General features: G+C 52.7%; 23 protein-coding genes and 3 pseudogenes. 22 read left to right on the top strand and 4 right to left on the bottom strand.

Going from position 1 to position 26674, the window contains the following annotated elements:
• The first annotated feature begins 117 nt into the window (after positions 1-117).
• The 6 genes and pseudogenes from QFW87_RS13135 to QFW87_RS13110 form a co-directional block, all read left to right on the top strand.
• Positions 118-1674 (top strand): carbohydrate porin, encoded by a 1557-nt coding sequence (locus tag QFW87_RS13135; RefSeq protein WP_283190712.1) that lies wholly within the window; start codon positions 118-120, stop codon positions 1672-1674.
• A gap of 135 nt (positions 1675-1809) precedes the next feature.
• Positions 1810-1961 (top strand): annotated as a pseudogene (locus tag QFW87_RS13130) (PfkB family carbohydrate kinase); the annotation flags it as partial.
• 100 nt (positions 1962-2061) lie between these two features.
• A complete protein-coding gene (locus tag QFW87_RS13125; protein ID WP_010465922.1) occupies positions 2062-2379 on the top strand; it encodes a transposase in 318 nt (105 codons plus the stop codon).
• Positions 2376-2711, top strand: coding sequence for an IS66 family insertion sequence element accessory protein TnpB (gene tnpB, locus QFW87_RS13120; protein ID WP_010465920.1), 336 nt, complete (start codon positions 2376-2378; stop codon positions 2709-2711). Before QFW87_RS13125 ends, tnpB begins: the two co-directional genes overlap by 4 nt.
• Before the next feature lie 62 nt (positions 2712-2773).
• Positions 2774-4300, top strand: a complete 1527-nt coding sequence (locus tag QFW87_RS13115) for an IS66 family transposase (RefSeq protein ID WP_010465918.1) — start codon at positions 2774-2776, stop codon at positions 4298-4300.
• A 10-nt stretch (positions 4301-4310) separates the two neighbouring features.
• Positions 4311-4448, top strand: a pseudogene (locus QFW87_RS13110) (carbohydrate kinase); the annotation flags it as partial.
• 116 nt (positions 4449-4564) lie between these two features.
• Here QFW87_RS13110 and QFW87_RS13105 read toward each other — a convergent pair.
• Positions 4565-4831: an XRE family transcriptional regulator gene (locus QFW87_RS13105; RefSeq protein WP_283184491.1), complete on the bottom strand. Its 267-nt coding sequence runs from the start codon at positions 4829-4831 to the stop codon at positions 4565-4567.
• A gap of 136 nt (positions 4832-4967) precedes the next feature.
• Positions 4968-5522, bottom strand: coding sequence for a hypothetical protein (locus QFW87_RS13100; protein ID WP_283190711.1), 555 nt, complete (start codon positions 5520-5522; stop codon positions 4968-4970).
• A gap of 347 nt (positions 5523-5869) precedes the next feature.
• On the opposite strand from QFW87_RS13100, the gene QFW87_RS13095 reads away from it, so the two are divergent.
• Genes QFW87_RS13095 through QFW87_RS13080 form a run of 4 tightly spaced genes read left to right on the top strand, consistent with a single transcriptional unit; the run spans position 5870 to position 11308 of the window.
• Positions 5870-7009, top strand: a complete 1140-nt coding sequence (locus QFW87_RS13095) for a site-specific integrase (RefSeq protein ID WP_283190710.1) — start codon at positions 5870-5872, stop codon at positions 7007-7009.
• A complete protein-coding gene (locus QFW87_RS13090) occupies positions 7009-8520 on the top strand; it encodes a site-specific integrase (RefSeq protein ID WP_283190709.1) in 1512 nt (503 codons plus the stop codon). The genes QFW87_RS13095 and QFW87_RS13090 overlap by 1 nt, the downstream gene beginning before the upstream one ends.
• Complete coding sequence (locus QFW87_RS13085; protein ID WP_283190708.1) at positions 8517-10862, top strand: hypothetical protein; 2346 nt, start codon at positions 8517-8519, stop codon at positions 10860-10862. Before QFW87_RS13090 ends, QFW87_RS13085 begins: the two co-directional genes overlap by 4 nt.
• Positions 10859-11308 carry a hypothetical protein gene (locus QFW87_RS13080; RefSeq protein ID WP_283190707.1) on the top strand — a complete coding sequence of 150 codons (450 nt, stop codon included), beginning with the start codon at positions 10859-10861 and terminating at the stop codon, positions 11306-11308. Before QFW87_RS13085 ends, QFW87_RS13080 begins: the two co-directional genes overlap by 4 nt.
• Positions 11309-11520: 212 nt before the next feature.
• Here the strand turns inward: QFW87_RS13080 and QFW87_RS13075 are convergent, their stop codons facing one another.
• Positions 11521-11961, bottom strand: a complete 441-nt coding sequence (locus QFW87_RS13075) for a hypothetical protein (RefSeq protein WP_283190706.1) — start codon at positions 11959-11961, stop codon at positions 11521-11523.
• Positions 11962-12046: 85 nt separating this feature from the next.
• Here QFW87_RS13075 and QFW87_RS13070 point away from each other — a divergent pair, with 85 nt between their 5' ends.
• The 7 genes and pseudogenes from QFW87_RS13070 to QFW87_RS13040 form a co-directional block, all read left to right on the top strand.
• On the top strand, positions 12047-12328 hold the full coding sequence (locus QFW87_RS13070; protein ID WP_283190705.1) for a helix-turn-helix transcriptional regulator: 282 nt from the start codon (positions 12047-12049) through the stop codon (positions 12326-12328).
• Between the two features lie 527 nt (positions 12329-12855).
• Entirely contained in the window at positions 12856-14829 is a 1974-nt protein-coding gene (locus QFW87_RS13065) for an ABC-three component system protein (RefSeq protein ID WP_283190704.1), read from the top strand.
• 1 nt (position 14830) lies between these two features.
• Positions 14831-15430: an ABC-three component system middle component 1 gene (locus QFW87_RS13060; RefSeq protein WP_283190703.1), complete on the top strand. Its 600-nt coding sequence runs from the start codon at positions 14831-14833 to the stop codon at positions 15428-15430.
• Complete coding sequence (locus QFW87_RS13055; protein ID WP_283190702.1) at positions 15427-18447, top strand: AAA family ATPase; 3021 nt, start codon at positions 15427-15429, stop codon at positions 18445-18447. Before QFW87_RS13060 ends, QFW87_RS13055 begins: the two co-directional genes overlap by 4 nt.
• Positions 18448-18548: 101 nt before the next feature.
• The gene (locus QFW87_RS13050; protein ID WP_283190701.1) at positions 18549-20873 is read left to right on the top strand and encodes an AAA family ATPase; all 2325 of its coding nucleotides are present in this window, start codon (positions 18549-18551) and stop codon (positions 20871-20873) included.
• A 41-nt stretch (positions 20874-20914) separates the two neighbouring features.
• Positions 20915-21838: a hypothetical protein gene (locus QFW87_RS13045; RefSeq protein ID WP_283190700.1), complete on the top strand. Its 924-nt coding sequence runs from the start codon at positions 20915-20917 to the stop codon at positions 21836-21838.
• 34 nt (positions 21839-21872) lie between these two features.
• Positions 21873-21992, top strand: a pseudogene (locus tag QFW87_RS13040) (IS5/IS1182 family transposase); the annotation flags it as partial.
• Here the strand turns inward: QFW87_RS13040 and QFW87_RS13035 are convergent.
• A complete protein-coding gene (locus QFW87_RS13035; protein WP_283190699.1) occupies positions 21989-22192 on the bottom strand; it encodes a hypothetical protein in 204 nt (67 codons plus the stop codon). The pseudogene QFW87_RS13040 and the gene QFW87_RS13035 overlap by 4 nt on opposite strands.
• Positions 22193-22515: 323 nt before the next feature.
• On the opposite strand from QFW87_RS13035, the gene QFW87_RS13030 reads away from it, so the two are divergent.
• The 5 genes from QFW87_RS13030 to QFW87_RS13010 all read left to right on the top strand — a co-directional run bounded on the left by QFW87_RS13030 (position 22516) and on the right by QFW87_RS13010 (position 26560).
• A complete protein-coding gene (locus tag QFW87_RS13030; protein WP_283190698.1) occupies positions 22516-23982 on the top strand; it encodes a hypothetical protein in 1467 nt (488 codons plus the stop codon).
• A 16-nt stretch (positions 23983-23998) separates the two neighbouring features.
• Positions 23999-24274 carry a hypothetical protein gene (locus QFW87_RS13025; RefSeq protein ID WP_283190697.1) on the top strand — a complete coding sequence of 92 codons (276 nt, stop codon included), beginning with the start codon at positions 23999-24001 and terminating at the stop codon, positions 24272-24274.
• On the top strand, positions 24271-25038 hold the full coding sequence (locus tag QFW87_RS13020; protein ID WP_283190696.1) for a hypothetical protein: 768 nt from the start codon (positions 24271-24273) through the stop codon (positions 25036-25038). The genes QFW87_RS13025 and QFW87_RS13020 overlap by 4 nt, the downstream gene beginning before the upstream one ends.
• A 17-nt stretch (positions 25039-25055) precedes the next feature.
• Positions 25056-26096 carry a hypothetical protein gene (locus QFW87_RS13015; RefSeq protein ID WP_283190695.1) on the top strand — a complete coding sequence of 347 codons (1041 nt, stop codon included), beginning with the start codon at positions 25056-25058 and terminating at the stop codon, positions 26094-26096.
• Positions 26097-26344: 248 nt separating this feature from the next.
• The gene (locus QFW87_RS13010) at positions 26345-26560 is read left to right on the top strand and encodes a hypothetical protein (protein ID WP_283190694.1); all 216 of its coding nucleotides are present in this window, start codon (positions 26345-26347) and stop codon (positions 26558-26560) included.
• Positions 26561-26674 lie beyond the last annotated feature (114 nt).

The raw sequence follows: 26674 nt of genomic DNA, 5'->3' as shown, positions 1-26674 counted from the left end.
AATGTAGCAGCGTATTTGCGATGAGGCATCCTTTTTTTCGTCGATTCGACAATTCGCAACTCACGAAAAATGGCCGGTCGCGGGAACAAAAAAATAAAAACAAAACAGGAAATCCACATGCAGAAAGCATCAAGTTGGCTACTCGCAGGCGTGCTCGGCACGTCGGCGGCGGCGACCTCTCAGGCCGCGACTCTGGAAGAACGCATGGCCGCGTTTGAAGCCCGTACCAGCGCAGCGGAAAAGCGCGCAGCCGCAGCTGAACAACAAACCCAGGCACTCGCCAGGGAATTGCAGCAGATCAAACTCGCCACTCCCGCTTCGCAGACTGCTGCGTCCACTGCGACGCCTGGTTTGGACTCTCGGCTGGCTAAACTGGAAGCCCGTCAGCAAAGCATGGAGAAAGAGGGCAGTAACGGACACCTCACTGACGGGTTCAGCTTCAACGGCTACGCCCGCTCCGGATTGCTGATCAACGATGGGCTGGGTGGTGGTCGTGGCGGCCCTTATACAACTCCTGCCGGTTCAGTCGGTGGTGCAGTCGGGCGACTCGGTAACGAAGACGACACCTACATGCGTATAGACCTATCGAAAGAAACCTATGCGCAAAACGGCACCCGTTCCAAATTCACGGTCTCCATCGCCGACGGTGTGGAAAGTTCCAATGACTGGACGGCCGACGAAAGCAAACTGAACGTGCGCCAGGTATTCACAGCGCTTGACCATCTCGCTGCGTTCAAGGGCAATTCAGTGTTCGAGAACGCCACCCTGTGGGCAGGCAAGCGATTCGATAGAGATAATTTCGATATCCACTGGCTGGATTCGGACGTCGTCTATCTGGCTGGCACCGGGGGTGGTATCTACGATGTGCAGATGAACAAGAATTGGCGCTCGAATTACTCCTTGATCGGGCGAAACTACGGGGATTTCAGTGACGGCGGCATCAACGCCGATGTGGAAAGCTACATTCTGACCTCCAACCAGTTCTTCGATAATGGCCAGTGGCAGTGGATGTTCAATACCATTGGCTCAAAGAAAAACGATTTCGGTACCCGCACCAATGAAGCCGGTTTGACGCCTGCGGATTCCGGCTTGCACAGCATGCTGGCCAATCACCAGAAAGACTTTTTCGGCAGGGAAGGCTTCTTCAAAACCGCGCTGCTCTACGGGCAAGGTCTGGGGGCAGAGGTCAAGAATATCGGCTCGGATGGCGAATTGATCGACGATGCCCGCGCGCTGCGTCTGGCGCTTTACGGCGAGACACCCATTGCACCCGGCTGGCGCATCGGCCCCAGTTTGCTGGCCGAACAGAGCAAGGATAGATACGTCAAGGGTGACGATTACCGCTGGATGACCCTGAACGTGCGGTTGGCTAATGAAATCAACAGCAATTTCGAGATGGCTTACGAGATGAGCTGGCAATCCATGAACCTCGACCCGAAGGGCTATCTACAACGTAATGCGGTCGACGGTAACTTCTGGAAATTCACGGTCGCCCCGACATTCAAACCTGACGTTGGAGACCTGCTCACTCGTCCTGAACTGCGTGTGTTCGCAAGCTTCATGAATTGGTCTTCGGATCTGGACAGATACAGTACCTCAGACTCCTTCGGCAAGACGGACTTCAACGCCGGAGGTGTATGGCAATACGGTATACAAATGGAAACCTGGTTTTAATGTTTGAACGCGTCGGCCAACACGCCTTCAGTTCATCGATCCCTGCTTTTCACCAAGTGTTTTGAGTAATTGATTACCGGTCAAAGCTGATCAGCCAGCAGTTATCCCTACGACAAAAAAAATGAGGAAATGACGATGGTATTGCCTCGCGCAGTAGTATTTGGCGAAGCCCTGACCGACCTTGTCCAAGGCACTCCTGGGCAGTGGAAGGGCTATCCAGGTGGTGCTCCTTGGAACGTTGCACGAGCGCGCTAAGTCGCTTGGGTGTTAGCAGCGCTTTTGCTGGGTAAGCGTCCGGCCATGTCACCTTCAAAACTCCAGCATTAAGGGCGATGGTGTCCGCGTATTTTTAAGCGGACGCGATCACCCTTAATCGCCAGGATTTCCATGCGCCAACGAAGCTCTTATCCCAAACCGTTCAAAGCCCAGGTCGTTCAGGAATGCCTTCAGCCCGGGGCCACCGTTTCAAGCGTTGCCATCGCTCACGGCATCAACGCCAACGTCATTCGTAAATGGCTGCCGCTTTACCGGCATACCTCAGTTGCCGCGTTGCCTGCGTTTGTCCCGTTGAAGGCTCCGCCTAAGCGGCCGTCGGAGGCATCGGCGATCATCGAGATACCCGTTGGCGAACAAGCCATCGCAGTGAAGTGGCCAGTTTCCGATCCTGATGGGTGCGCTCGATTTATTCGAGAGCTTGCCAAGTGATCCGCATAGACGCCATCTGGCTCGCCACCGAGCCCATGGATATGCGCGCGGGTACCGAGACTGCGCTGGCCAGAGTGATCGCAGTATTCGGTGCGGCGAAGCCGCACTGTGCTTATCTGTTTGCCAATCGCAGGGCTAACCGAATGAAAGTCCTGGTTCATGACGGAATTGGTGTTTGGCTGGCGGCACGGCGGTTGAACCAAGGCAAATTCCACTGGCCAGGCATTCGCCAAGGTTGCGAGATGGAGCTGGATGCCGAGCAACTTCGGGCGTTGGTGCTCGGTCTACCTTGGCAACGTGTTGGCGTTGGCGGCGTAATTACACTGCTTTAAAAGTTTTAATTTTGCTTCTTGGCCTACTGCCGTAGGCGGTCTGCTTTGGTAAAATCCACGGCATGACTTCCTTGCCCAACCTCGACCAAATGACCCCCGACCAACTGCGCGCCCTCGCTGCGCAGTTGATGTCGAAGGTCGACACCATGGGCAGAAAGATCCACCGCGATCAAACCATCATCGAACAGCTGACCCACGAGATCGCGATCCTCAAGCGGCACCGGTTTGCCAAACGCAGCGAGCAGATCAGTCCTGAACAAGGCAGCTTGCTCGACGATCTGCTCAACACCGACCTTGAGGCTATCGACGCCGAGCTGACGGCACTGCTTCCGGCTCCTGCTCCAGAAGAGGCGCGCCAAAAACCAAAGCGCGCGCCACTGCCGCCGCAGTTTCCACGCACCGTCATTCATCACGAACCAGAAAGCACTCAGTGCACTTGCGGCTGCCAACTCCAGCGCATCGGCGAGGACATCAGCGAGAAGCTCGATTACACGCCGGGCGTGTTCACTGTTGAACAGCATGTGCGTGGGAAGTGGGCCTGCCGTCAGTGCGAAACACTGATCCAGGCACCGGTACCGGCCCAAGTGATCGACAAGGGCATCCCAACTGCGGGCCTGATCGCGCATGTGTTGGTGGCGAAGTTCGCTGACCACTTGCCGCTGTATCGGCAGGAGAAAATCTTCGGACGCGCTGGTTTAGCGATCCCGCGCTCCACACTAGCTCAATGGGTTGGACAAACAGGTGTACAGCTTCAGCCATTAGTTGATGCCTTGCGAGAAGCCGTCCTGGCGCAGCAAGTTGTCCACGCCGATGAGACGCCGGTGCAGATGCTTGCGCCCGGAGAGAAGAAAACTCACCGCGCTTATGTCTGGGCTTACTGCACCACGCCGTTTTCGGCGCTTAAGGCAGTGGTTTATGACTTCAGCCCGAGCCGCGCCGGTGAGCATGCGCGTAACTTCCTCGGCGCGTGGAATGGCAAGCTGGTGTGCGACGACTTTGCTGGTTACAAAGCTGGGTTTGAGAAAGGCATGATCGAAATCGGCTGCATGGCTCACGCCCGCCGCAAGTTTTTCGATCTGCATGTCGCGAATAAAAGTCAGTTGGCAGAACAGGCGCTGCACTCGATTGGCGGTTTGTACGAAGTTGAGCGGCAAGTGCGAGACATGAGTGATGGAGATCGCTGTCGAATACGGCAAGAAAAAGCGGCGCCGCTGGCCAAAGCACTGCACGACTGGATGTTGGCCCAGCGCGATCTTGTGCCCAATGGATCAGCAACGGCCAAAGCCTTGGATTACAGCCTTAAACGCTGGGTAGCGCTGACGCGCTACCTGGTCGATGGGGCGGTGCCCATAGACAACAATCCAGTCGAAAACCAGATCAGGCCGTGGGCACTTGGACGCTCGAACTGGTTGTTTGCTGGATCGCTTCGCAGCGGCAAACGGGCAGCGGCGATTATGAGTTTGATCCAGTCGGCACGTATGAATGGGCACGATCCGTATGCCTATCTCAAAGATGTGCTGACGCGGCTGCCGACGCAGCGGGCGAGTGAGATCGACCAACTGCTGCCGCATCAGTGGGTATCTGCCTGAGTCATGCAAGGTGACTTCGGCGGACGCTTACTTTGCTGGGGCGGTGAGCATAGATTCAATGGGCGACGAGATAGTCTCTCAGTCGAAAGCGGTAGGGCTAGATATGAACTTTATCCAACGGGTAGATCGAGATCCTTTGGTCGCCATCGGCGTTGATACCACAGTGACTAAGAGTGTTCCGTCTTTGGGGTAAAATTCCCGGCTTCAAGTGGTTATTTACCAGCAGCTCGACCGTCTCAAATAGCACGGAGCTTGTGCTTTTTCTCACGCCTGTCTTGGTCGAGAAGCGATGATCTTGGCCAGGTACTGGATCAAAACGTCCTCTTCGATATCTTCAAACTTTCCGACCAGCAAGTGTTTCAGCTGGTCATTGTTCAGCTGAATTACCTTGGCAGCTTGGGCTAGGTCGTTTTCCGATTTACCCATCAAGGCGTGTAGTTGCGACATAATTTGCGCCTTGCGTAGCATTGATACTGGGTTTTCAAAGCCTAGATCCGCGTACACATTGGTGGAGCGGGGTTCTGATTCCATGATAATTCCCCTTAAAACTGACGGTTCATTGGCCCAGTTTCGCGCCCGCGAAACTCAAGCAAATATAACTAAACTAAACAGTCATTTAGTCTAGTTATATTATTTGGTTATTTTAGTGGAGTAGGGGCCTCTTGTCTTAAGAGGATTTGCCAGCTTTTAATAGAGCTTGGAAAGCCTCTTCAGTAGCTTTCTCCGCTTCAGAAATTTGTGTGAGCACGGCCATTACGTGTTTATCAACTTCTTCCTCGTCAGCTGAGTCAGAAAGCTGCCCCAGTAACCGGGATGCGGTTTTCAGACGGTTCACTTGGGAGAAAGCGTTGGCAAGCCTGTTATTGACGACCTCGCTGAAAATGTCTGCCTTATCTAAGAACTGAGATGGCAAATCGATCGTGATTTGTAAGGCCTTCGAAGCCAAGTCTTTTCGCGCTTCCTCATTATGCAGCAGGTCCACCAGGTACGATCGGTCGCCATTAGAAGACGATAGCGTGCGTTTGAATTCAGCGAGTTCGACTTGGGTAGCTCCAACGGGTGTAGTCATGATCTGAGCTAGAAGTTTGGCGCTTGCGGACCGTTCACGTTTCCTCTGAAATTTGTCATAGCTCCAGATAATGAGTGCGATGATTGCAGCTGAAGCCGTTGCCACAGCAGCTACAGCGTCCCAGTCAATTTTCCATTCGGTACAAAGCCACATGCAAATTCTCCATCGTTTCTGGGGACGGCATTCAAGCATGCAGTGCTACCTGACACCAAGCTGTGCATGAAGCGAGGATAGAGGCGTTACCAGGCTTCAATCTGATCACCAGAGCCCCTCAGACCCGTATAGGACGCTTCGCATAATGTATATTATGTTAAAGACAGGACGTTCCGTAAGCGTTGCATTTCCACCCACCGGCTAACCCTAGCAACGTTTTTGATAATTGCTCCTTGCTTGGCATTTTTTAGATCACTGACTACGATCAGACGATGCCTTGTCTCAGACTACGATCACCTCATACGCCCCAAGCCCTTGGCGGCTGGGTTCTAGTGGATGCCTTAGGAATGCCGAGATATTGGCCCACCGTTTGGGCTGACGTTCTTCGCGCAGGACTTGAGGACAGCACGCGTTGCCGCCATCTTTACGCGATAGATCGTTTGTACCTGCATTTCGAGCGTCAGTACGGATCTGATCTGCTTGATGTCCTACTGACTGATTGTCAATTTGACGAAATCGAGTCGGGTCTTACGGGTTTTTTTTCGTCCCTCAGGAACCAAGCAACCTTTGATAGCGTGGACAATTCCTCAACGTGGGCGTCTGCTTTTAATTTCATGCTGGACGTAATCCGGCATGTCGGAGCATGGACCGATGAGCTACGTAAAACTTTAGAAGTAAGAGTTCTCAGGCTGGAGCGACTCTATGCACAATTAGCACCGTGCAAACCACGGCCGCCCGCTCCAGTAAGGGCTCTACCGTCTATTGTGATTGATGATCTTTATCGCGTATTTAACCCTCTATCCAATGAAAACCCTTTTCGCACAGAACAATTACGGTGGCGTAATTACCTGATTTTCTTGCTAGCAGCAACAATGGGTCTACGAAGATCTGAAATAGCAATTTTGCCGTTGGATGCTATTAAGTCGGACTTCGACGCGGCTACAGGCAAGGAGCGCTACTGGCTTAATGTCGACGAGAGCCCATATGAGCAAGAGGACTCCCGATTTGATGCACCCAGCCTTAAAAACTCCCAATCCAGACGACAGTTACCTGTTTCACAGGATGTCTTGATCGCCAATGATAACTTGAGCATGGGTCATAGACGTACACGGACTCACAGTTACCTATTTGGATCTCAAAAGGGAAAACCCATTTCTTTGCGGTCCATCCAACGTGTTTTTGAGGTTGCCTCGGAGCATCTGTCCGCGACAGCGAAAAAGGCTCTATTGAATCGAGGAGGCCAATGTATTACAGCGCATGATCTTCGTCATACATGCGCTGTTTATCGGCTAACAAAGTTTATGGAGTCGGGGATTGATCTCGACACAGCGACAAATAAATTGCGCGTGTTTTTTGGTTGGTCTGCAACATCAGCCATGCCAAGACACTACGCCCGGGCCTATTTTGAATCGGAATCTGCGGATGTTTGGACAGATAGCTACGATACGTTTGTTAGTGCCCTCCGCGAAATTGATGGAGGTCGCTAATGGATAACCACAGCGAGGGTCACCCTCACCAGTATCAGCTGTTATTGGATGACTCGCTTCCTGTACTACCAAGCAGTGTCCGCTATTACGATGACTTTGAGGATAAATATAACATTATCAACAAGCTGGACGATGATGAGTGGAAGACTCAGTTCGATGGAAAAAAATACACTGTAAAATTCATCAAGGTCCCTCAGGGTGTGAGACGAGCATTCAAGCATATCGCAATCGATATGCTGGGGCGCCTAGATGTTAAATCAGTAATCATGTTTCTCGATAATATTCTTCGCTCACCTGATTCCACGATACTAGCCATCTCCGAATCGCCGCAGAAATTTCGCGATTACTGGATTCTGAATGTGTCCAATTGGGCGTATATGAATGCCCTTGCAACAAGAACCGCTATTCACTCAATGTGCAGGTTGGGTCTAGGATCCTGGACGACAGATTTTAGTGATTACGTGAGTTTGCTTCCCGCCCCCAAGTTGGATACATATAAAACCGTTCGAATGCAAGAATGTTTTCTTCCGCTGGATCACCAATCTCTGATAATTGAGTATCTAGATGAAGTAGCAGTTTTGGCGAGTAAAAGCTTGAAGTTAGAGACCGCTCTAGTTCTCAGGGACGCATCCTTGCTAATTTTAAGTCATCAGTTTGGCCTTCGGCCTGGTCAAATTGCCCGTATTCAAACTGCTGACGTGCGATCATATAATCCAAAGACGCTCCATATCGCTGTGCCTCTTGGAAAGCAAAGAGGTAAAGAAAGAAAACGTCTTATCACTCGCAGAATAAAAACCGACTGGGTGCAAATTTTTAACTCTTACATTGATGCAAGCTCATATTTATTTGTAAATAATGACTACCCTACTCATTTATTTTTCCGTATGCCTCCCAAGGATGTCTCCTTAGCTATCGCAGGGCTGACAGAAAAGATAACTGGGCAACGTTGGAGTGCAACAGATTTGCGACACAGTGCTGCCCAACGACTTGTCGATTCGGGTGTATCCCACATTTCCTTGTCCGAGTTTATGGGGCATGCAACAACGTTGACCGCCAACGTCTATTTTGATGCGTCCCCTACTCAAGCGCAGCGGGTCAACCAGGCGCTTGCCCTTTCCAACATCTATTCCAACGTAGCGGAAGTTGCGAAGACTCGGACGATAGACAAGACCGCCCTCCTCGGCCTTCATCCAGATCAGCAGATCGGAGGAGTTCCTCACGGTATACCCATTGCCGGCATTGGCGGCTGTTCGACAGGACAATCTCTGTGTACTAAGAATCCTATTTTGAGTTGCTACACTTGCCGAAAATTTTTGCCGCTATCTGATCCCAAAATCCATGAGTCCGTAGTTGAGAGCTTGCGACCGGTTGTAACTGCCTTTGCCACTGCCTCCCGCTATAACGACGAGAGCCCTGCTTACACTCAGCTACGCCGAATGTTTCAAGCTGCATTAAAAGTAGCCGAGGAAGTTCGCCTAATACAGCTCAATGATGGGACCAAACCAGCATGAATGATTTTTATTTCAAATTCATCGAGAACGGTAAATCATTGGCAGAATCGCGGGGGCTGCTTTGGTACCTGCCAGTCGATGATGTGGGTAAAGTGTCAAAGGCAGCGCGCTGGGATCTAGCTACGCTTTGTGGCCTCGTCACACCACCCTACTTCTGGCACTCTGCGCTTGGTTACGACGTCAATGCCCTGGACGCTCTCAATGTCTTGCGCGAACAACAGAATCTGCCGGGCCTTCCTGTTCAGGCCCTACCGGAACACTGGCGCGACTTTTATCAAGCTACCTTGTTGAATGAGCTGCTTGTAAAGCGTAACAAGCCAGGACATGCGCTGCTGAATGTCGGGCGGCCTCTTCGGATCATCGCCACATGCGCTGCTTCAGAAACACCATGGGACTTAACACCGGCTACGATACAGCGCGCATATAACGTCGCCCTACATATCGGCTCCTCAGGAAAAATAGCCGCTAATATCTCCATGGTCGTTCGAACCTTAATCGATGGTCTGCACATCGCTGATCGCTCGCCACTCTCCAAACACTGCTTCGCCTATCCCGATCGATCCTCCTCAGAGGATAAGGTGGCAAAACTCAAGCGTGGCAATAATACGTACCGTCAAACGAGCAAGCTGAGGGCGCAGCTTTCCGATCGAAAAGGAGCAGCGAAACTACCAAGTGACAAAGCTTTTTGGGAGCTTGTTCGTATTGTCTTTACCGAACAACCCAAGACCTTCGTCGACGCTATTCGTTTCAACCAAATCAAAGTCGCCATAGCGTGCGGTTTTCGCGTTGGTGAGAACACATTACTTCCACTAGATTGGGCACGCTGGCATGAGTATTTGGCTACTGATGGTTCCCCGGCGGGAGCTAAGGGGGGGATTTCTCGTTCTCTGTCAGTTCGGAATTTTGCCGAAAAACAGGATGAGGATGTGGGCACAGAGGGCATCGTACTTGTCGAAAATACTCAACACGCTCCTTCTATCTTCGAAGATCTGATTTCAGAAGCCCTTGGCGAAGTAGAAAGGCTTACAATGCCTCTCCGCGAACGTCTGCGGCTTCAGATCACCTCAGGACGGCTAATGCCAGAGCTTGCATCGGATGCTTTAGCGCCGGCTTGGGACATCTACAGTCGAGTGACAGGATCTCTTGAGTTCACTTCTCTGCCAATGCCTGAGGATTTAGTTGAAAAATACCGTGAAACATTTGATTCAAAATATTTAGATGAAATCCGCCAATGGCAAATTGACCGAATCGGCACTCATGGGTTGTCCCATAATTGTTTGAAGTACTTCAACAAATGGCCCATCGCTCCACTGCGCGCTGACGGCTCTCTTTTTGTCGGTTCGGTTGACTGGAGAAAAGCTCATTTTAGAGTAAGCGATGTTGAAGTTTTGATCCAAAATTCCATGGCCTCAAAACTTCCGGACACTAAAGCTTTTTTACTCCGCAACGGTGAGCGTCTGTATCCCACCGAACTAATGTTCCTTATGCCCATCCGGGCGCATATCGAATTGCGAAATGGTGGACTACTTGATATCAATCGCTATTTTGCGGTCGGTCGTGCATCTAGCCAGGATCTTCAGTTTCATCTTGGCGGTGGCGCTAATAATGTCTTTTCTCGCTATGGTCAGACGGATGAGGATCGCGCGCTAAGTCTGAATACACATTCACTCCGCCATCTTCAAAATGCTGAGCTTTTTCGACTTGGCGTGGCTGACACAATCATCACCAAACGCTTCAACAGGCACAGTGTTGCCCAGAGCTATGTGTATGACCATCGGAGCCTTGCGGAGGACCTAGCTAATATCGATCTGCCATCCGGCGCAGAGGATATGGCTCCTAGAGCTCAAGAAACCCTGAAAATGATCATGGCCAAGAAAATTAGGGGGCCGATTGTCGACGAGTTTCAAAAGATTCAGAAAGATCTCGGTGACGACCAAGCATTCAGCTATCTGTCTACCGAGGCAGACGGTTTGCACGCGACTCCCTTCGGCTTCTGCGTAAACAGCTTCACGGTTGACCCGTGTCCCAAACACCTAGAATGCTACGACTGTCGGCATCTTACTCGCTCGCCGATATCCGAGGAAAATCAGAATCTACAACAGCTGAAGCAGAGAATGATCGATGTCGTTACCGTTATTGAGGCAAGTCCACCTCAATCACGAAATATTGGCTGGCAGAACCAGCTAAAACATGCGCAGTCCCGTCTTGAAAGCCTAGAAAAAATACTTGCCACTGCTCCCGGCGAGCGGCCATTTCCAGATGGTAAAGATCTATACAACCCCGTTGAGAGCAAACAAGCTTCATCCATCTTGGATGAACCCAAGATTTGGAGTCCCACATGAAAGACCAGCGGCTGGACGAAATCCTCCAAAGAATGCTCAACGACAACATTGACATCAGTGCGCGCTCTGTAATTCGGGAAGCGGACTCCCCCTTCAAGCACGCTAGCGATGTGACCCGTCAGCCTAAACGTAAAGCGTTATTGGACCGATACCAAACGCGTCAGCGCGAATTGCATGCCTTAATTGAAAAAACAGACAAACAATCCCGTACCCACCTACAAGCAAAGGTGGCACGTCTAACGCAAGAAAATGAAGTGCTGAAAGGAGAGCGGGATCTACTAGTAGCATCCCACAAAGCAATGCTTTTAGCTGTTGGTGAGATGGGCGGTATGACTGCGTGGCGAAAATTTTTCCCTGCATGGGAAGAAACCCGGGAGCAACTCAAACAATTGCAGGCGTTACCCAATGCTGAAGTGTTTTCCACTTCCAAGCAATGCAAACCATAAAAACACTTGGACTGATGCCTGGTGTTCCGACGGGCTCACTGCTTGGAACTGTCAATGGCAACCGGCCTACGGGTGAAATTCGAACCAGTGTTGCATGTGGCCCCTTTAGCGGTTGCATTCACGATTTCTCTCGAGCGCCATACCCTATGGCCGATACGATCCAACATCGAGATGGATGTCCTCAGACTTGTGTTGGCGTAGTTGCACTGTTATCAAAATTGTACAGCGGCCGAAAAAATGGTGCGAGAACTGTGCAACGTGGACCGACTAGATCCCAAGTCCTCAATATAGATATGCCCTCCTTCCATGCTATACACGCAGGACGCCCCGTCATTCGTGTCATCTACCGCTTCGCGCACCTCTAGTAGTCTCTCCATCCTCCACCCATCACTTCCGTTCAGATAAGCCGGGGAAACCAACTGAACATCTATCAACCAAATGTCTGGTCCTTGTTCACTAAGCAACTGCTCGAGCGCTGAAATACTGGGTATCAATACCATGCTTGCCAATACTTCACTGCCTTGTTGTCGGCCTACTTTGACGTAAAACCAAGGGCAATGAGTGGTTTGTTCAACGCACTGCCAGTACTGGGTGGAGTCATCACCCAGGTACGCGCCGAGGGAAATTTCTGCGTTTTTGTGAGTGATGAACATAGCGCCCTCCCAAAACTGAACACTATAGATTGTAGCTCTATAGAGCTCAAAAAGGCTTCATCGTTCCTTTTGCGAGATTGGCAATATGGAACTGAAACAGGCATTTGGCGCGGCTCTGAAACAGCTGAGATCCAAAAGGAAGCTTTCACAGGAGGATTTCTCCGACGTGAGCAGTCGGACTTACCTCAGTACCCTAGAGCGCGGTCTGAAGAGCCCTACTATCGAGAAGGTAGACGAGCTGGCATCTGTGTTGGACGTTCATCCGCTGACCATACTTGTAGGCTGTTATCTGCTTCAAGACAATCCGCTCTCCCTCGATGAACTGTTTTCCCGAATTCGGACGGAACTGCCAAGCGAGATGAAATGAACATTTGACGGATTACGGTAAGCGACCGGGGAAGTCACCTTCCGAACTCCAGCATTAAGGGCGATGGGAAGCAGTCGATCAAGTCTTCCTGGCTCAGTTGGCCCAATGCCAGCCGATAGATCACCGACCGTGGTGGAATGTCTATCGACCCTGAGGAACTCTGCGAACAGACCCTCGAAGGCAGGGAAGCCTGCAAGTACCTCGTGTAACGCCTTCACACCGAAAGCGGTACAACAACGCTTCTGACTAGCTTGAGCTCTCGCCCTTCCCTGCACTTACTGGACAGGTGGATCGTCAAAGCTTTCAGCTACTCTTGATGAGTTGCAGTTGAGACTGAAAGTGCCCTCGGCTGAGACATAACTACCGGTTAGTCGAAAGGATAATCAGGAGGCTTTAGAAACATGCCGACGCGTTTGACCTGACGATCCTATCCCACAGGTGCACACCACTGAGCCATTTCAAATGGTAGCATGTGGCACACTGCCAGCGGAGCTGGTCGGGAAAACAAGAAGTGAAGGGATGTCGGTATGATCAGAAGGTTCCGGCTGGAGCAGAAGTCTCATTACGAGAGGCTGGTCATTGCTCAACGTTTGTCGGACATGCTTGAGAAGTTCCTTGATGGGAGGTGCGCTCCACTCGCGATCGGCGCCGAACAGGGCGGTATTGAGGAATGGGATGACGTCGTGATCCAGCATTCCCCTAACTCCCTTGAGCATCTGCAAGTCAAACGCCAAGCCAGTGATTTCTGCACCAAAGATGCCGACAAGGTAAAGTACCTGGCCAAGCGAGCAAAGAGTGGATCTGCCAATGCTACGCTGCAGCCCGTCGCTGGCCCCAACCCTCCCCCTTTGAATGCACCTCTCAAGCACAAGAAACCACCACAAGTAGAATCTGTCCTGGATTCAGCGTTCGCTAGCCTCGCGAAGCATGCCAGACAGGGCACATTCGACGCTCTACCCGACCGTCAATTCAAATTGACCCTCGTGGGTGCTAGCCTGAAGGTCAAGGCTGAGCTCACCGTCGACCATGTGGATGCTTTATGCAAACTGTGTCGCCAGGACGGACTTGATCTGGACGAACTTTCCAATCGCAAGGACGGCCCCACAGAACGAACCTATCTTTGGCTCACGACCTGGTGTGGGTTCAAAGATTGGGCCCAGATTAGGGATACCCTGCGTCGAGTCACCATAGTCTGCGTAGGCAACGATGCGACCTTGGAGCAACGCTGCGCTGATTCTCTTGGCCGGCACTTTACCGATCCGAAACGGACGCTTGAACGGCTGATAACGTACATCACTGGCGAGACATCTGACGTGTCGGCTTTGGGATGCCATGCGGTAGTCCGAGAGCTAAAAGACGAGCTTCGTCCAGATATCGAAACCTGGGCACAGTATCTGTTAGGTGACGAAGTTCTGCCTGCCGGCAGGTCATGGTCGTTCGCTGGTACCCATGATCTTGGTGGGGTGGCTCCCCGATCTGCGCAGGGGGTTGTGGAGCACATGTGGAGCACTGAACCTGGGAGCCGGAAGCTCAGAATATACGCCCCATACTCGCCCTCCATCGGAGAAAATCTCACTCTTCCATCAGCGATACTGCGCATGGCTTTGCACCTGCCCAGTGGCAGTCAGAGTCTAATGCTAGGCGTACCAACGTGGCGCGGTAGCGTCGGCCATGAAGTCGGCCACACGCTCGGTTGCGCGGAGAGCGACCTGAACAACCTCCCGTGGCTCGAAAATCCTGAGCGTCTTGCGTGCGCGCTGGATCATGAATTCAAGACACAAGGCGCTGCCCGAGCGGAAGCTGAAGCGCTCGCAAACGCCATGGACGACTTGGTGTGGCAACGCGTCATCCAAGGTGTCTCTGGAAAGCTCACGGCCATTACTGATTCGGCCCTCGCTGACGCCATGGAAGCGGTTTGGCTGGATTGGGTGGACGGATTCGCCAAGAATCCCGAGAGCCGTCGAAAATTTCTGGAACAGCTTCTATACCCGGAAACGGAAGGGAAAAACTCGAAGCACGCACTTCGCCTCGGTCCCCGCACCTTAGACCTGCTGGTCACCGCCGTTGAAATTCTGTTGCTGGTTGCCGTTGGGGTCGGTGGAAGCGGCACCAACTGGGCGTCATTCCCGGATTGTGGTCAGGTGCTGAGCATCGCGCTTAAGTATTGGTCTGGCCCCGCAGGCAGCGCTCCAGAAGTCCGTGAGCTGTCTGACGATCCTTTGATGACGATTATCGGCCCTTCCCCTGCTTCGGTCGTAATCCTGTCAGGCGTGAGCGCCTCCCCGTCAGAGCTATTGAACGTAGGGATGGCTGACGACGCCGAGGCGGCTACCAGCATGGCGGCCGAGCGCCAGCCGCACCTGCTCGTCACCCGGTCTGGCGCGTTTAATCATCTGCGTAGGGGGAACCTGGCCTCTGTGCGACAACACTTCACTAAGCAATGGCAAGATCGACTGCTCGCCCGCGAGTCAGCCATCGAGACGAACGCGAAAGGACTCTGAAATGCTAACAATCCCGGAGATGGTTGCAGCCATCTCGAAGCGTGCCGAAGGTCGCTATGACGTTTCCTTGTCCGACACTTTTGAACTGGCGTCGCCGTCGATTGAGATCGACATTACTGCGGTACAACTTAAACGGGTCAATCAGGAAGGTGCGGGCTGGCGGACTGTGTTGATCGCAGCCTTTCCCTTCGATACGGCAAAAATCCAAGGCGCATTTCGGTGGGCAGCGGATGTCCGCGACATGCTTGCGGAACCGCAAACAGCCGACCTCTACATGTTCATGCTCATCGAAGGCATTGCATCAGAAGACGCAGCTCGCCTCGAGACGGACGATCGATTCTGCAGAAAGATAGTGGTCAGAGAGCAGGAAGACGTCGGCTCCTTTCTAGACCGTAGTTTCTTGGCGACCCTTTCGCCCGTCGGTAGCTCAGACAACATCAGCGATCCACTGCTAGCGTCCCTGGGCTCACTGGGCCTGGCGCATTCCTGGGTGGTGCCGCATCTCGAAGCGTGGCGAGAATTACTGTTGTCTGGAAAATCAGGCGGTGATATCGCTGAAGCCCTGAAGGTTGCAGCGTTTGGTGAAGAGGACTCCCAATGAAACAGCTGAAGTCCATTACGCTTTCCAACATCCGCAGGTTTGGCGCCGACACCACGATTGAGCTTAGCCGCGGTGCAACCATTCTCCTTGCGCCTAATGGCACCGGAAAGACGGCGATCTTCGAAGCCATAGAGTTCGGTCTCACTGGCAAGATCTCTCGACTCGGCGAAAATCTTTCCCCAATCATTCGAGACACTCAAGCCATGGCTCGAGTGAGTCTAGATTTCGGTGATGTGCAAGCCTCTGCTCAGGTGAGCAAAATTGGTGACGTTGAAAGAACGGGCGACCTCAGCCCTCTTTTTCCAGATACAAACCCTGAGGACATTCCGTTTCTGCTGAGGCTTACCCATCTGCTTGATCAGCGCGAAGGGGAATGGCTGGTAAAGGCAGATGCCAAAGTTGCAGGCTCTCAGTTGGCCCGGTTGCCGATTGGCAAAGATGGCACCCAGGTGAGCTCTGCCCTTGGTGGCATTCGCCGCGCGCTCACAGAGCAACTGAAACAAGCCAAGAGCGCGCTCGAAACACTCGAAGCAGAATTTGGTGAATGGCAAAGCTTGACCCTTGAACGGGATCTGGCAGCTTCTCAGTCTCAAGGCGCACTTCGTAGCAAAGAAAACATCGCTGAATCCATTTCAGACATCGCGCGCCAGGCGCAGAGCTTCGAGCAGTTGCCCGCAGGACTACTGGTGCCGCCGCTGGGTCAAGATGGCTTGGAAACGGTGCACGATGCGTTGGAGCAATTGGTACAAACCAAGCTAGACCGACTTCGTAATCAGATCACGGCGCTGGCTGAGGTTGACGGGCTCATAGGCCGGTTCGTGTCTGAGCAAGCACGTTCAGAGCAGCTTGGTAACGATCTCATCAATGTTACGCAGGAGCTTGCACAGAAGAAACAAGATCGTGCCCTAGTCTCTGCCAATCATGAGCGACTCCAGCAGGAGTTGGTCGCTGCTGAAGGTGCGCGTGATGCTATCGGTCAGAAGCTCAATCGGCACATGAATGAGAGCCAGGCCAAAGAGGCGGTCGATCAACGCAAGCAGGTACTGGAGACCGCTGACAATACTCTGACCACAGCTGAGTCGCTGGCCTCCACCTTGCGTAGCGAGCATGAAGGCAACGAGCAGCTCGGCGTTCAACATGACCTCATCAATAGACAGCGCAAGGCGTTGCTACAGATAGATGCTGATCTTCGCACCGCTCATCAACTCCTGGAGCGCTGGGAGCAGGCGCTTCAGCACGTTGCAGATGTTACGGGCTCCATCAGTGGTGAAGAGGCACAAGAGGATGTCCTTCAAGAACAGCTTCGAACCGCAGTTTCGTCAAGGGTATCCGCTGAAGCTGAGGAGCTGGCCGCGAAGAGCCATCACGAGACTTTGACCTCGGCCGCTGATTCGATACGGCAAGCAGTTGCTTCCATCGCGGCCCACCTACCAAGCGATCGTGGTGACTGCCCCTTATGTGGCGAAGAGCACGGAGCAACAGGCCTTCATGATCGTGTAGCCAAGGCTTTAGAGGCTATCGACCCCAATGTTGTCGACGCCGAACGACGTGTCAAGAAGGCAACTGATGCTTTGCGTGAGTGCACAGAGGCGGTAACACACGCCGAAGCAGAATTGAGAGCATGTAAGGGTAGGATTGTTGAACTGGAATTCCAGCAGGCGGCCCTGGCGGCGGACATCGACGATCTAAGAACCAATGTTTTGCTCGGCGGCGATACGGTATCTCTCGCGAAAGAGTCGATCCGACGTCGCGAAGATGCAAATGCTTCAGCCAAGCTTCAGCTCGACGAGAAGCAGCGCAATCTTGCGCCCCCACTAGCCACCGATGTCTTTGATCAGAAAAAAAACGCCTACGATTCGGCTGTTCGTGCATTGGACTCCGCGCGACAGGGCCGATCAGAGGCCAGCAGCAGGCTCGAGCAGGCGACGGCGGCATTGGCAGCAATCACTGCAGACGCTCCGCCAGCACAAACGCTTGAAGAGTTGTCCTTGGAGCAAAACCAAAATGCCAATCAGATAGCTGACCTGAGCGCCAAGGTGACGGCCGAGCAATCCGCCTTGGATCGGCATCAGGTTCAACTGACCGAAGTGACAAATAGGGTATCTGGCCTGGAAACCCAGCTATCCGATGCCCAATCTCGACTCGCTACTGTCCGAGCTTCCTGGCGCCAGCTATCGTTCCCCGGCGATCCAACTGCCGAGGTTGCGAGCAGTCGCGAGGCTCAGTTGCAGTCCTCCGCCACCGAGCTGGCTCGACACTCAGAAACGCTACAAACGATCAAAATCGAGATCGGTGCCTGGAGTAAATTGGAGCAAGCGCGCTTGGCTCAGGGTCTCCTGGATCGTCGGCGCGGCGAGTTGTCGGAGGATGAGTTCACCGCTAATCTTCGTCAGCGAGTGGAGAAAGAGCAATCGGGCCAGAAGCGTCTATCACTGCTATCCGATGCGATGGACACGTTCAATCAGCACCTATCCTCCGAAATCGCTAATGTTCAAAAACACGTACTCGCCGTAGTGCCACGGTGGCAGGCGCTCTTGAAGCGAGTGGTTAGAGAACAGCGTTTTACCGGGACGAATCTGGATTTTCGCAGCCTCTATAGAAAGGAGCGTGCTGAAGTGTCGGTGCCGCTCCACGGGGAGTTAGTCCCGGTACCGGCGATAGCCAGTGAGGCTCAGCTGACGGATTTGCAGTTAACCTTCCTGCTGTCAATGGCGCTTGATCATCAGTGGTCTTCCTGGCGCGGCCTGCTTCTAGACGACCCAACCCAACATCATGACCTGGTGCATGCAGCGTCGGTATTCGATGTGCTTCGTGATTACATCGTCGATCATGGTTTCCAGGTTGTGATTGCAACCCATGACGCCCTTCAAGCCCGTTACTTCATGCGTAAGCTGCAAAACGACGGGATCGAAGCACGTATATGGTCCCTCGTGCCCACTCCTGATGGCGTTACAACCTCAGAGAGCCCGTGGCCGGGTAGAAACCAGTTATCGGTGAGTGAGCTGCCACAGCACTGAGTGCTAGAAGCGACCGTGTCCGGCTCTTAAGCTCGCACGGTCGCAGCGAGATTCACTCAGCCACTACCTTCTTAGACGCGCAGCAGACTTGAGACCCTCATATGGAATACGACGAAGGCCGTGAGATCACTCGCCTTATCGCTGAAGAAATGCACACCGTAAGCCGCAGTTTTCCAAGCATTTCACCAGAAAAAATCAATCTCCTCGCAGCGCTGCATCTGACCAAAGGCCTGATTTTACAGAGCCTGTATCGCAATTTCTTCGAAGATGCCCGTGCAGGAGTGACTGAACTCTTGAAGCTGAAAGATTTCGACGATACCGAAATCAGGTCTGCGTTTAATGAAAAGCTGGTAAGCGTACGCGATGTTTCGTCCGAAACGATGGATCGAGAGGTCAGAGTAAAAACGGCGACTTACCTCATTGATTTGTACATCTTCGAAGTCTACAAGATCCCACCTAGCCATCCGATGGCGGTGGCGGCCTTAGTCGGCAGTATCCACTCCACCCTGTACTCGCCCATTGTCGAGATCGCGCCGACAACAGCCGAATTGTCCATTGGCAAGGCGATATTAATTGATGACAGCTCCTTCCCGATGATAGCCCCTGTCTCAAGAGCCTTAAGGACCCTCATTTCCTTCAAGCTGATTATCAACCAAATCTATCCTGATTTCATTGACAGCCGCATACCAGGCCGGATCGCCGATAATCAACCAAGTTACCTCATTGATTCAGGTCCCCAATTCAACTTCATGGCGGTGACGGGATTGACCAATTTCGCAGAATTTGCCTTGGAGTATGCGGAAGCCGCCCGCTTTATGCTGGTACTTCCTGCCAGCAAAGCGAAATACGGCAGATTGCTCAAAGAAATTGCACCCGCAGTGGAAGCTGGTCTGCGGTTTGATGCAGCGATTTGCTTCAGTACCAGTGAAGCCAGAAACGCCTCGAACGACCAAGTGCTCCTTATCTTCAGCCAGCATATTCATTTGATGCGCAAGCCACACCTCTACGTTGATGTATCCAATTCTAACAAATCACTGGAACGACTGGATCTTCAGGAGCGCGCGATCCTGGCTGGACACATTTTCAACATTCATGAAGCACGCGACATCGACAGTCTGCCGAAGAGTATTCCCGCGAAGGTTGCAACCATCTTGAATGCTCAATTCTCAAGTGGATATCAGAACATCAAGACACTATGCATTGAGGACAAGACTGATCCCCAAGAGCCTTTGAAGATCTACTCGCCCAAAAACTTCATTCGTACCAATCAGCTCGAAGGAAGTGCGTTCAACGTTACGGCAAATCCCCAAGATATTCTCAAGCTACTGAACGACCCCGCTGAGCCTGCATGCATCTACATCATCGGTAACAACGGCGCCGGCAAGACCCAGCTGCTGTGTGAGCTTATCCAACGAATCGGCGAGCTAGATCGCAAAACGGTAGGGATCTCAACGGGCGTGCATGACCGCTTTCCGCTCGGGCGCGCCAAACAAAACAGTCGCTTCGAGTACCGGGGTGCGCGAACCAGCACGGACTCAATCTCGCCCTCAAAGCTGACGAAGAACATTACGTACCTGGCGGCACGGGTGCTCGTCGACCAGCACATGCTCGAGGCCTTAAAGGAGTGTCAGGAGTGTTTGGGGTTCGCAACGCGCTTCTACTTCATGCTCCGGCCTGAAATGGCCTTGGACAACACGCCAGCCGACATTCGGCTCATGAAGATGTCGGATAATGCTGCTGATAATCAAGTTCCGACCAAGCTGGGTAATTATGAGTTTGGCGTAGTGCGCCCGGCAACGGAGGATCAAAAGGAACGGATTATCTCCTACTCGTCCTTAAGCTCGGGTGAGCAAAACATCAACCAGCTGTTGCTGAGCATCATTACCACGGCTGAGCGTGGCACGGTCTTCCTGGTGGACGAGCCGGAGATCAGCTTGCACCTGAAATGGCAGCAAACGCTGCCGAGAGTTTTCCATCTCTTGTCTCGACGGTTCGGCTGCTCGTTCGTCGTGGCGACCCATGCCCCCACCCTTATTACCAATGCCAACGATAGGGGCAGTCACAGTTTCATGCTGAACATGGGACTATTGCCGGAGCTAGGTGAGAGAGAACGCTATTCGGTCGAATCGATCATCTTGGGGGGGTTTGGTACCTACACCCCACATAATCGCGCAGTGCACGAAGCTTGTGCGCGCATTGTTGCGAAGACCATGGAATCGAAAGCGTCTTCCCTAGCTGACCACCCTTCTCCGCTGGCTGAGCTTGAAGGGATGATCGAGAAGATGAAGGTTATACGTGGGGCATACGTCCCGCCAGGCCAGCAAGAAGACGTCGACCTCATAAAAAAAGCTTACACGGCTGTAGAGCTGCTTCTACGTGACAAGGAAGCAGCAGATAAGCTCGCCCGAGAGGGAGCTGAGATCTAAAATGACTGATTATTTGGTGTTGAGCGAAGCGGAGGTAAGCCATGCCTGATTACTCTGTTTTGGACGAGGCAGAGCTGACGTCCACATACAAGGGCTACAAGACACAGTGCCATTCCGAGCCACGCTTCCATAAGGTTGTGATGTTCAACATCCATCGCTTCCATGTGCTGGCATTAAAGCGATTCAAGGTGCAGCAGGCCGGTGCGGAACTTGTGAAACGCAACCTGTGGAATGAGTTTTCGAATCCCAAACCCAAGAAAAAACCTGAGCCCGAACCGCCGGTTGAATGTACAGCGAGTGGAGCAGTTGCTGCCGCAGGCGCACCTGAAGCGGGAGCGCCTACTACCTCGGCACAGAAAGAGAAGCCCAAGAACAAACGAGGCACAGCGAAGCCCATCGTCAGTGACATCAAAGGCGCATTCAGGAACTACATCGCGAAAGAACAAGGTAATCGATGCTGCTATTGCCGCCGATGGTTGTTCAACAGCGGCTATTCTAAGCCAATTGAACACATCCTCCCCCGTGAAAGCTATGAGCAGTACTCGTTTCACTTCTGGAACCTGTCGGTCGCGTGTGTAGATTGCAACAGCTTAAAGAGTGATAAGGACTGGGCCTGCCCGACAAAGCAGAACCTGGAAGCCTATCCATTACCAAGTACTTTTACGGAAATGTTCCATCCACGGTTTCACCGATTCGACGATCATGTTCGGTTCATTCGCGTGCAAACCAACGATCACAGCATCACGCTCTATCGCGGCATCACGCCTCAAGGGCAAAAGCTGTGTGACGACCTGCTGACCAAGATTGCGGGCAAGGAAGTAATTGTGAATGCTAACTTAGCCCTCAAAAGCTCGATGGAAACCATTGAGCGCTTCGATGTGGAGGAAGGCAGTGAACTGGAAGCAGCTTTGAGGAGCCTGCATGGTGCGCTGTCTGACCGGGCTATCGAATTGGTACAGCGCTGAAAGCGAGAGCTCGGGGCATTTGTGGATTCGGCTGCTGAAAGAAAACCGCCGCTTGGCACTAAGTTACTGCAAGTTTGCAAAAGGTTATGCGGCGATGGTCTGCTGGCTGCGGAATTTACGGCGCTTCTTTTCGTACATTGCCGAAGGTAGCTAATACCTTGCGTCCAACGCCTCATCGATGACGGTGATGACCTCCAGCGGCGACATCTCAAAATAATATTTGGAGGGTATCCCGCTATTTGCAAAATACAGAACGTCTCCCTGAGGTCGAAAGACGTATCCTCCCAAGGCAATGGTTTCGGTTGAGTCCGCTTGGAGATGTGCCTTGAGCTTGACGAGCTGGATCTCGTTCATCGAAAGCTTCATCCAATCGCCCCAATAAGTTCGCAGTGCAATAGATCGGGTCATAAACGTCCTATATGCCGTGGGGGGAGCGGCGGCGCCAAGCTACAGCGACTCGTCCGGTTGTGAGGATCATACAATCCACCCAGTAAAATCCAGTCGCTGATCGTGGACTGTAGCGGCCAAACTTATACCAGTTGCCTCCTGAAAGCCCAGCGCATGATACCGGTTTGATGCATGATGGCCACTCCGCCTCGGAGCACCAGAGGTCGTAACATCGGAGCGCCTATGGGCTAGGCGACATCTGAAATACGGTTTTCTAAGAAGGAGCTGAGATGACCATCCCAACTCAGGAAGAGATCGCAATGGCAGCCGCGGAAGGCCGACTGCTAGATATGATATTCAAGGACAGCTGGCGGCATGATACCTATGCCTATTCACAAGTGTTGATCAGCGCCCACCAAGCGAAGGATATTAATCTACGCGCCCTCCTCCCTTTTCCTGAGGAGCCCGCCTACTCGAACCATGAACTGTATGTAGGTTTGGGAATCCTGTTGCCGGCATTGGGCGCCATCGCGCTCAACTGTGATGACTTGCTTGAGCTCATGGCTGGGGCGATCCATCAGGAGGATCCGATGCTCAGCCACCTGGTGTTTACGGAGTCGATGAAATGGTGCCAGGCGGCATCTAATCGCCCCGTAGAGCTGCTGCAACTCATCGAGTCGGGCGCTCCTCTTGCTCGCAGATTCCACTGTTTGCAAGTATGCATATCTGCTGGTTTATCGGTTGATCCAACGCTGTTCACCGCAAAAGGAATTGAATTCCTCCAAATCGGTGATGCCCCGGAGCGCGCCCAGGCCGCCAGAGCTTTTTGCAATTTGTCATCTGGAACGCTGGCTACAAACGCTGACCTCAGCAATGCCGTCTCCAGCGTGATCGAGCGCGAGGCCGAACCGTCTGTGCGAGACGCGCTTCTCGCTATGGCAATTGCTTGGTTAAAGGACGCGTCAGCTGATTCGCAGCTTTCAGTTTTAAGGTTAGTCGAACGAGCTGCCGCTCCCGTCCGTCTGGAGGCAAAAAGAGCAGTTGGTCAAGCACTATTGGCAGGCGCAGACGCATACAGCTTCCAAGTACGTAACGATCTCCTTGCCCTCGTGGCCTCAGGTCAGCCAGAGGATGAAATCGTAAATTTGCTGGACATCGTCTTGTCGCAGTTCATCAAATTTGGGGATGTCGCGTTGGCTCGTGGCATAGTCGAAAGGCTGATTGTCACTGAACCCGGAGTACCTCTTAATCGTTTTGACTCAGTGGTGCATGAACTTGAGTGTGGGGACGACTCTCGTCTGAGTGAGTGGGTAGTGGCCTGGCTGCAGTCTGGCTCGTTAGCCCTGTGCCTATCGCTCAGAAGTGGACTTCTACAAGGCAGCGAGGAGCGGACTTTTGCGTTTGATTTCGCTCGCACGCCTGATTTACTGGAAAGTGACTACCTTTTCATCGCACGTAAAGCGATCGGAACCTTCCTCTCAAAACCTCTTTTCGCCGCCTCACTGGTTGTCAGCCTGATGCGCAGTGCCACCGGAGCTACCCTGAGAGCGCTAGAGAACCTTTTATTTGACCCAATCCTGATTAACTACTCTGGACTGGGCTCAGACTACCTGAACGAAATTGCCGCAAATCCCGCAGATATGGCATCGCAGGCCGTTCAACGAGTTATCGGAGCTGCAGAGATATCTGGATGGGCTGGGGGACGCGCACATTCGGGAGCTACAGCCTTCGGAGCGTCAGCGCCAGCTGGAGCATGACCTGCGTAATGAGAAAATGCAGAGCGAGATGGTGGAAGCGAGAAAAGGATCCATTTTCAGCAGTCTGGTCAGTGAAAAGGTCCTGCTATATGGCACCGGCATGGCCAGTTGGATTCCGGAGTTTGCCCGGGCGCAAGATGATGCTAGCGAACAAGCAGCACCTATGCGGCGCATGGAACAATCCCTTGCTACTGTTCAGCACACCTTTCAGATACCTCGTCAGTCGGTGTTAGATCCCACCACGCTGGAGTTAACCGTCTTTACCTTCCTACTTGAGCCGCGCTCACAATGAAACTTGTATTCCGTGAGTACCTCGCCTCCCTGCGTGAGCGCGATGAACTAGATGTCGTTCTGCCTGACCTGCTAAGTGAGCTGGGCTACAACGTGATTTCGCGCCCGTCCACGGGGCCTCGCCAGTTCGGTGTCGACGTCGCCGCTGTTAGCCCTGCAGTGAATGGCGAACAACAGCTTTATCTGTTTTCAATCAAACAAGGCGACTTGACGCGGGCTGAATGGGCGGCCGTGCCTCAAGGTGTACGCAGCTCCATCTACGAAATTGTTGACGCTTACATACCCAACCGAGTCTCTAACCAGTACAAGGGTTTGAAGGTCGTCATCTGTCTGTGTTTTGGCGGGAGCGTCAGCGAAGCTGTGAGGGACACCCTGAAGGGAGTCATAGATAGAGAGAGCAATGATCGTATCTCCTTTCAGGAGTGGAACGGCGATTACATGGCGGGATTGCTCGCCCATGGTGTGCTACAGCATCAACATGTGAGCAAAGGCCTTCAGTCGAGGTTTCAGAAATCCATCGCGATGCTCGACGAGCCTGACGTTTCGATTCAGCATTTCACAGCGCTCGTGGAAGGACTTGTCAAAACAGATAATCAGCTCCCCGTGCAGCGGCTAGCCACCCTGCGGCAGATGTACATTTGCCTATCTGTGCTCTTTGTCTGGGCGCGTGATCAACAGAACTTGGAAGCCCCTTACCGCGCAAGTGAAGTAGTCATTTACGAGCCTGGGAGTTGGTCAAAGGTGATATCGAAGCCGCGTCTGTAGGGCACAGGCGTATCGGGTTGACCTTTGAAGAGCTGGTGGAGCTGCACAAGAAGATTTGGGGCGAGCTGCTGGAGGGAAAAATCCTACCGCTGACAGCAAATCGCGATGCTGTGGCCTCGTCAGTAAATTCCCATTGTGCTGTCGACATCAACCTGAAGGTATTTGAGACCCTGGGCCGCATAGCACTCCGGGGATTGTGGATTCTCTGGCCTCATCAGGATGGAGACAGATTGCGCGTTCTAGAGCCCGAGGAGACGCCGGAGCACGCATCAACCCTTGCACGCCACATCGCCCAGCTCATCAAAAACAACGGCGTCTTGCTATCGCCCGTGGCGGATGAACAAGTCATCGAACTCAGCTGCGCCCTGATGTTTCTGTCAATGATGAGTGAGTCGCGAGACTTTGCGCAAAAATATTGCTGCGAGCTTCTGAACCACTACCATTTCAATTTCATGAAACATCATCAGTACCCCTCTCTCCACGCCAACTACCAGGAGCTGATCAGGCATCCCTTGGCGAGGACCGCTGAATATCGAACCCAGCACACGAAGGGGAGCGTGCTAATACCCACGGCCATGCTTTGGGCGACGCTAGGAGGCAAGACGTCATCCAGCACAAAATTTTCCGAGTTCGTGCGAACTGAAATGCGCTATTGCAATCAGCAGCTTTGGATGCCTGGGCCGGACACCGAGAGCCAGCTTTATTTGGGTAAAACACCGCATGGGGTGGCGCTGTGTGACATCCCTATCACTGCAGACGGGAGAGCAGCCCGAGAGACACTGAAGAAGGAGTGTGTTGAGGGCGGTTACTACACGCGCCTCTCTGCAATCCAGCTTGCACATTGGCCAATACTGGTAATGGCATGCCGTCACAGCCGGCTTCCGCTTCCACCGCAGCTATGGTTCTCCCTTGTGTCGCATCCTGATCCGATCATCGAGGAGGATGCGCATATGCCCAGTCTGACGCTAAACAAGGTGACTGTTGATGCGTATAGATCGGGGGCACTGCCGACTTGGCTTTTTGAATCGATGACGCTAGCAGCAGTCGATTGTTCGTGATCGCAATGAGCTGACGACTCATGGCACCTCCTGATTGGCCTCATTCTAGGCAAAGGGGATCTACAAAACTTGGAGGTGATTCACTTCCCCGCGAGATTGAGCGATCATCGGAGGGCCGACATCGCAGTACCATTGGGCCAGAACTGCTCGTCTTTCGCCTCATTCACATTAAGCGGATCAACGGAATACTTTTCGCTGCATAGCGCGTGCTAGCATCAAACATGTTGCTGAGATCGAAGGCCGCCCACATGAATCAACATCCGCATTCGAAAAGTAGTCTCGCTGAAATTATGGACGGCAAGCAGAAAAGCCGCGAATTGTTAATGCTTGCTGTTAGCCTAGCTTCACCGTCCGAACTTGAAGGGCCTTCTCTGCGCCTAAAAAATGCGATGCGCAAATCAGACATTGAGCAGCGCCGCAAACGCATTCCCCCTCCTGCGCATGCCGATGAGTGGAAGCTGTAACCGTCAACATAATTGGCAGCTCGTACCGTCCAAACTTTCTTGTGGTGCCAACATCCCTTCGGGCTTGGTGTGATACCTGAAATTTACGATGAGTAGCACCAGCTTTTCGCTTAT

Origin of the sequence: Pseudomonas sp. PMCC200344 (assembly GCF_030053095.1) — a bacterium.
GTDB classification, from domain to species: Bacteria; Pseudomonadota; Gammaproteobacteria; order Pseudomonadales; family Pseudomonadaceae; genus Aquipseudomonas; species Aquipseudomonas svalbardensis.
The sequence above is the reverse complement of the archived record's forward strand: the minus strand, read 5'-3'. Positions and strand labels throughout refer to the sequence as shown.

Excerpts from the sequence above, each read along its gene's own strand:
- QFW87_RS13080 (WP_283190707.1), top strand. The coding sequence starts at position 10,859 with ATGAAAGACCAGCGGCTGGACGAAATCCTCCAAAGAATGCTCAACGAC.
- QFW87_RS13115 (WP_010465918.1), top strand. The coding sequence starts at position 2,774 with ATGACTTCCTTGCCCAACCTCGACCAAATGACCCCCGACCAACTGCGC.
- QFW87_RS13060 (WP_283190703.1), top strand. The coding sequence starts at position 14,831 with ATGCTAACAATCCCGGAGATGGTTGCAGCCATCTCGAAGCGTGCCGAA.
- QFW87_RS13100 (WP_283190711.1), bottom strand. The coding sequence starts at position 5,522 with ATGTGGCTTTGTACCGAATGGAAAATTGACTGGGACGCTGTAGCTGCT.
- QFW87_RS13020 (WP_283190696.1), top strand. The coding sequence starts at position 24,271 with ATGAAACTTGTATTCCGTGAGTACCTCGCCTCCCTGCGTGAGCGCGAT.
- QFW87_RS13030 (WP_283190698.1), top strand. The coding sequence starts at position 22,516 with ATGACCATCCCAACTCAGGAAGAGATCGCAATGGCAGCCGCGGAAGGC.
- QFW87_RS13135 (WP_283190712.1), top strand. The coding sequence starts at position 118 with ATGCAGAAAGCATCAAGTTGGCTACTCGCAGGCGTGCTCGGCACGTCG.
- QFW87_RS13035 (WP_283190699.1), bottom strand. The coding sequence starts at position 22,192 with ATGAACGAGATCCAGCTCGTCAAGCTCAAGGCACATCTCCAAGCGGAC.
- QFW87_RS13025 (WP_283190697.1), top strand. The coding sequence starts at position 23,999 with ATGCAGAGCGAGATGGTGGAAGCGAGAAAAGGATCCATTTTCAGCAGT.
- QFW87_RS13070 (WP_283190705.1), top strand. The coding sequence starts at position 12,047 with ATGGAACTGAAACAGGCATTTGGCGCGGCTCTGAAACAGCTGAGATCC.
- QFW87_RS13055 (WP_283190702.1), top strand. The coding sequence starts at position 15,427 with ATGAAACAGCTGAAGTCCATTACGCTTTCCAACATCCGCAGGTTTGGC.
- QFW87_RS13075 (WP_283190706.1), bottom strand. The coding sequence starts at position 11,961 with ATGTTCATCACTCACAAAAACGCAGAAATTTCCCTCGGCGCGTACCTG.
- QFW87_RS13105 (WP_283184491.1), bottom strand. The coding sequence starts at position 4,831 with ATGGAATCAGAACCCCGCTCCACCAATGTGTACGCGGATCTAGGCTTT.
- QFW87_RS13065 (WP_283190704.1), top strand. The coding sequence starts at position 12,856 with ATGATCAGAAGGTTCCGGCTGGAGCAGAAGTCTCATTACGAGAGGCTG.
- QFW87_RS13050 (WP_283190701.1), top strand. The coding sequence starts at position 18,549 with ATGGAATACGACGAAGGCCGTGAGATCACTCGCCTTATCGCTGAAGAA.
- QFW87_RS13010 (WP_283190694.1), top strand. The coding sequence starts at position 26,345 with ATGAATCAACATCCGCATTCGAAAAGTAGTCTCGCTGAAATTATGGAC.
- QFW87_RS13095 (WP_283190710.1), top strand. The coding sequence starts at position 5,870 with ATGCCGAGATATTGGCCCACCGTTTGGGCTGACGTTCTTCGCGCAGGA.
- QFW87_RS13045 (WP_283190700.1), top strand. The coding sequence starts at position 20,915 with ATGCCTGATTACTCTGTTTTGGACGAGGCAGAGCTGACGTCCACATAC.
- QFW87_RS13085 (WP_283190708.1), top strand. The coding sequence starts at position 8,517 with ATGAATGATTTTTATTTCAAATTCATCGAGAACGGTAAATCATTGGCA.
- QFW87_RS13090 (WP_283190709.1), top strand. The coding sequence starts at position 7,009 with ATGGATAACCACAGCGAGGGTCACCCTCACCAGTATCAGCTGTTATTG.
- QFW87_RS13125 (WP_010465922.1), top strand. The coding sequence starts at position 2,062 with ATGCGCCAACGAAGCTCTTATCCCAAACCGTTCAAAGCCCAGGTCGTT.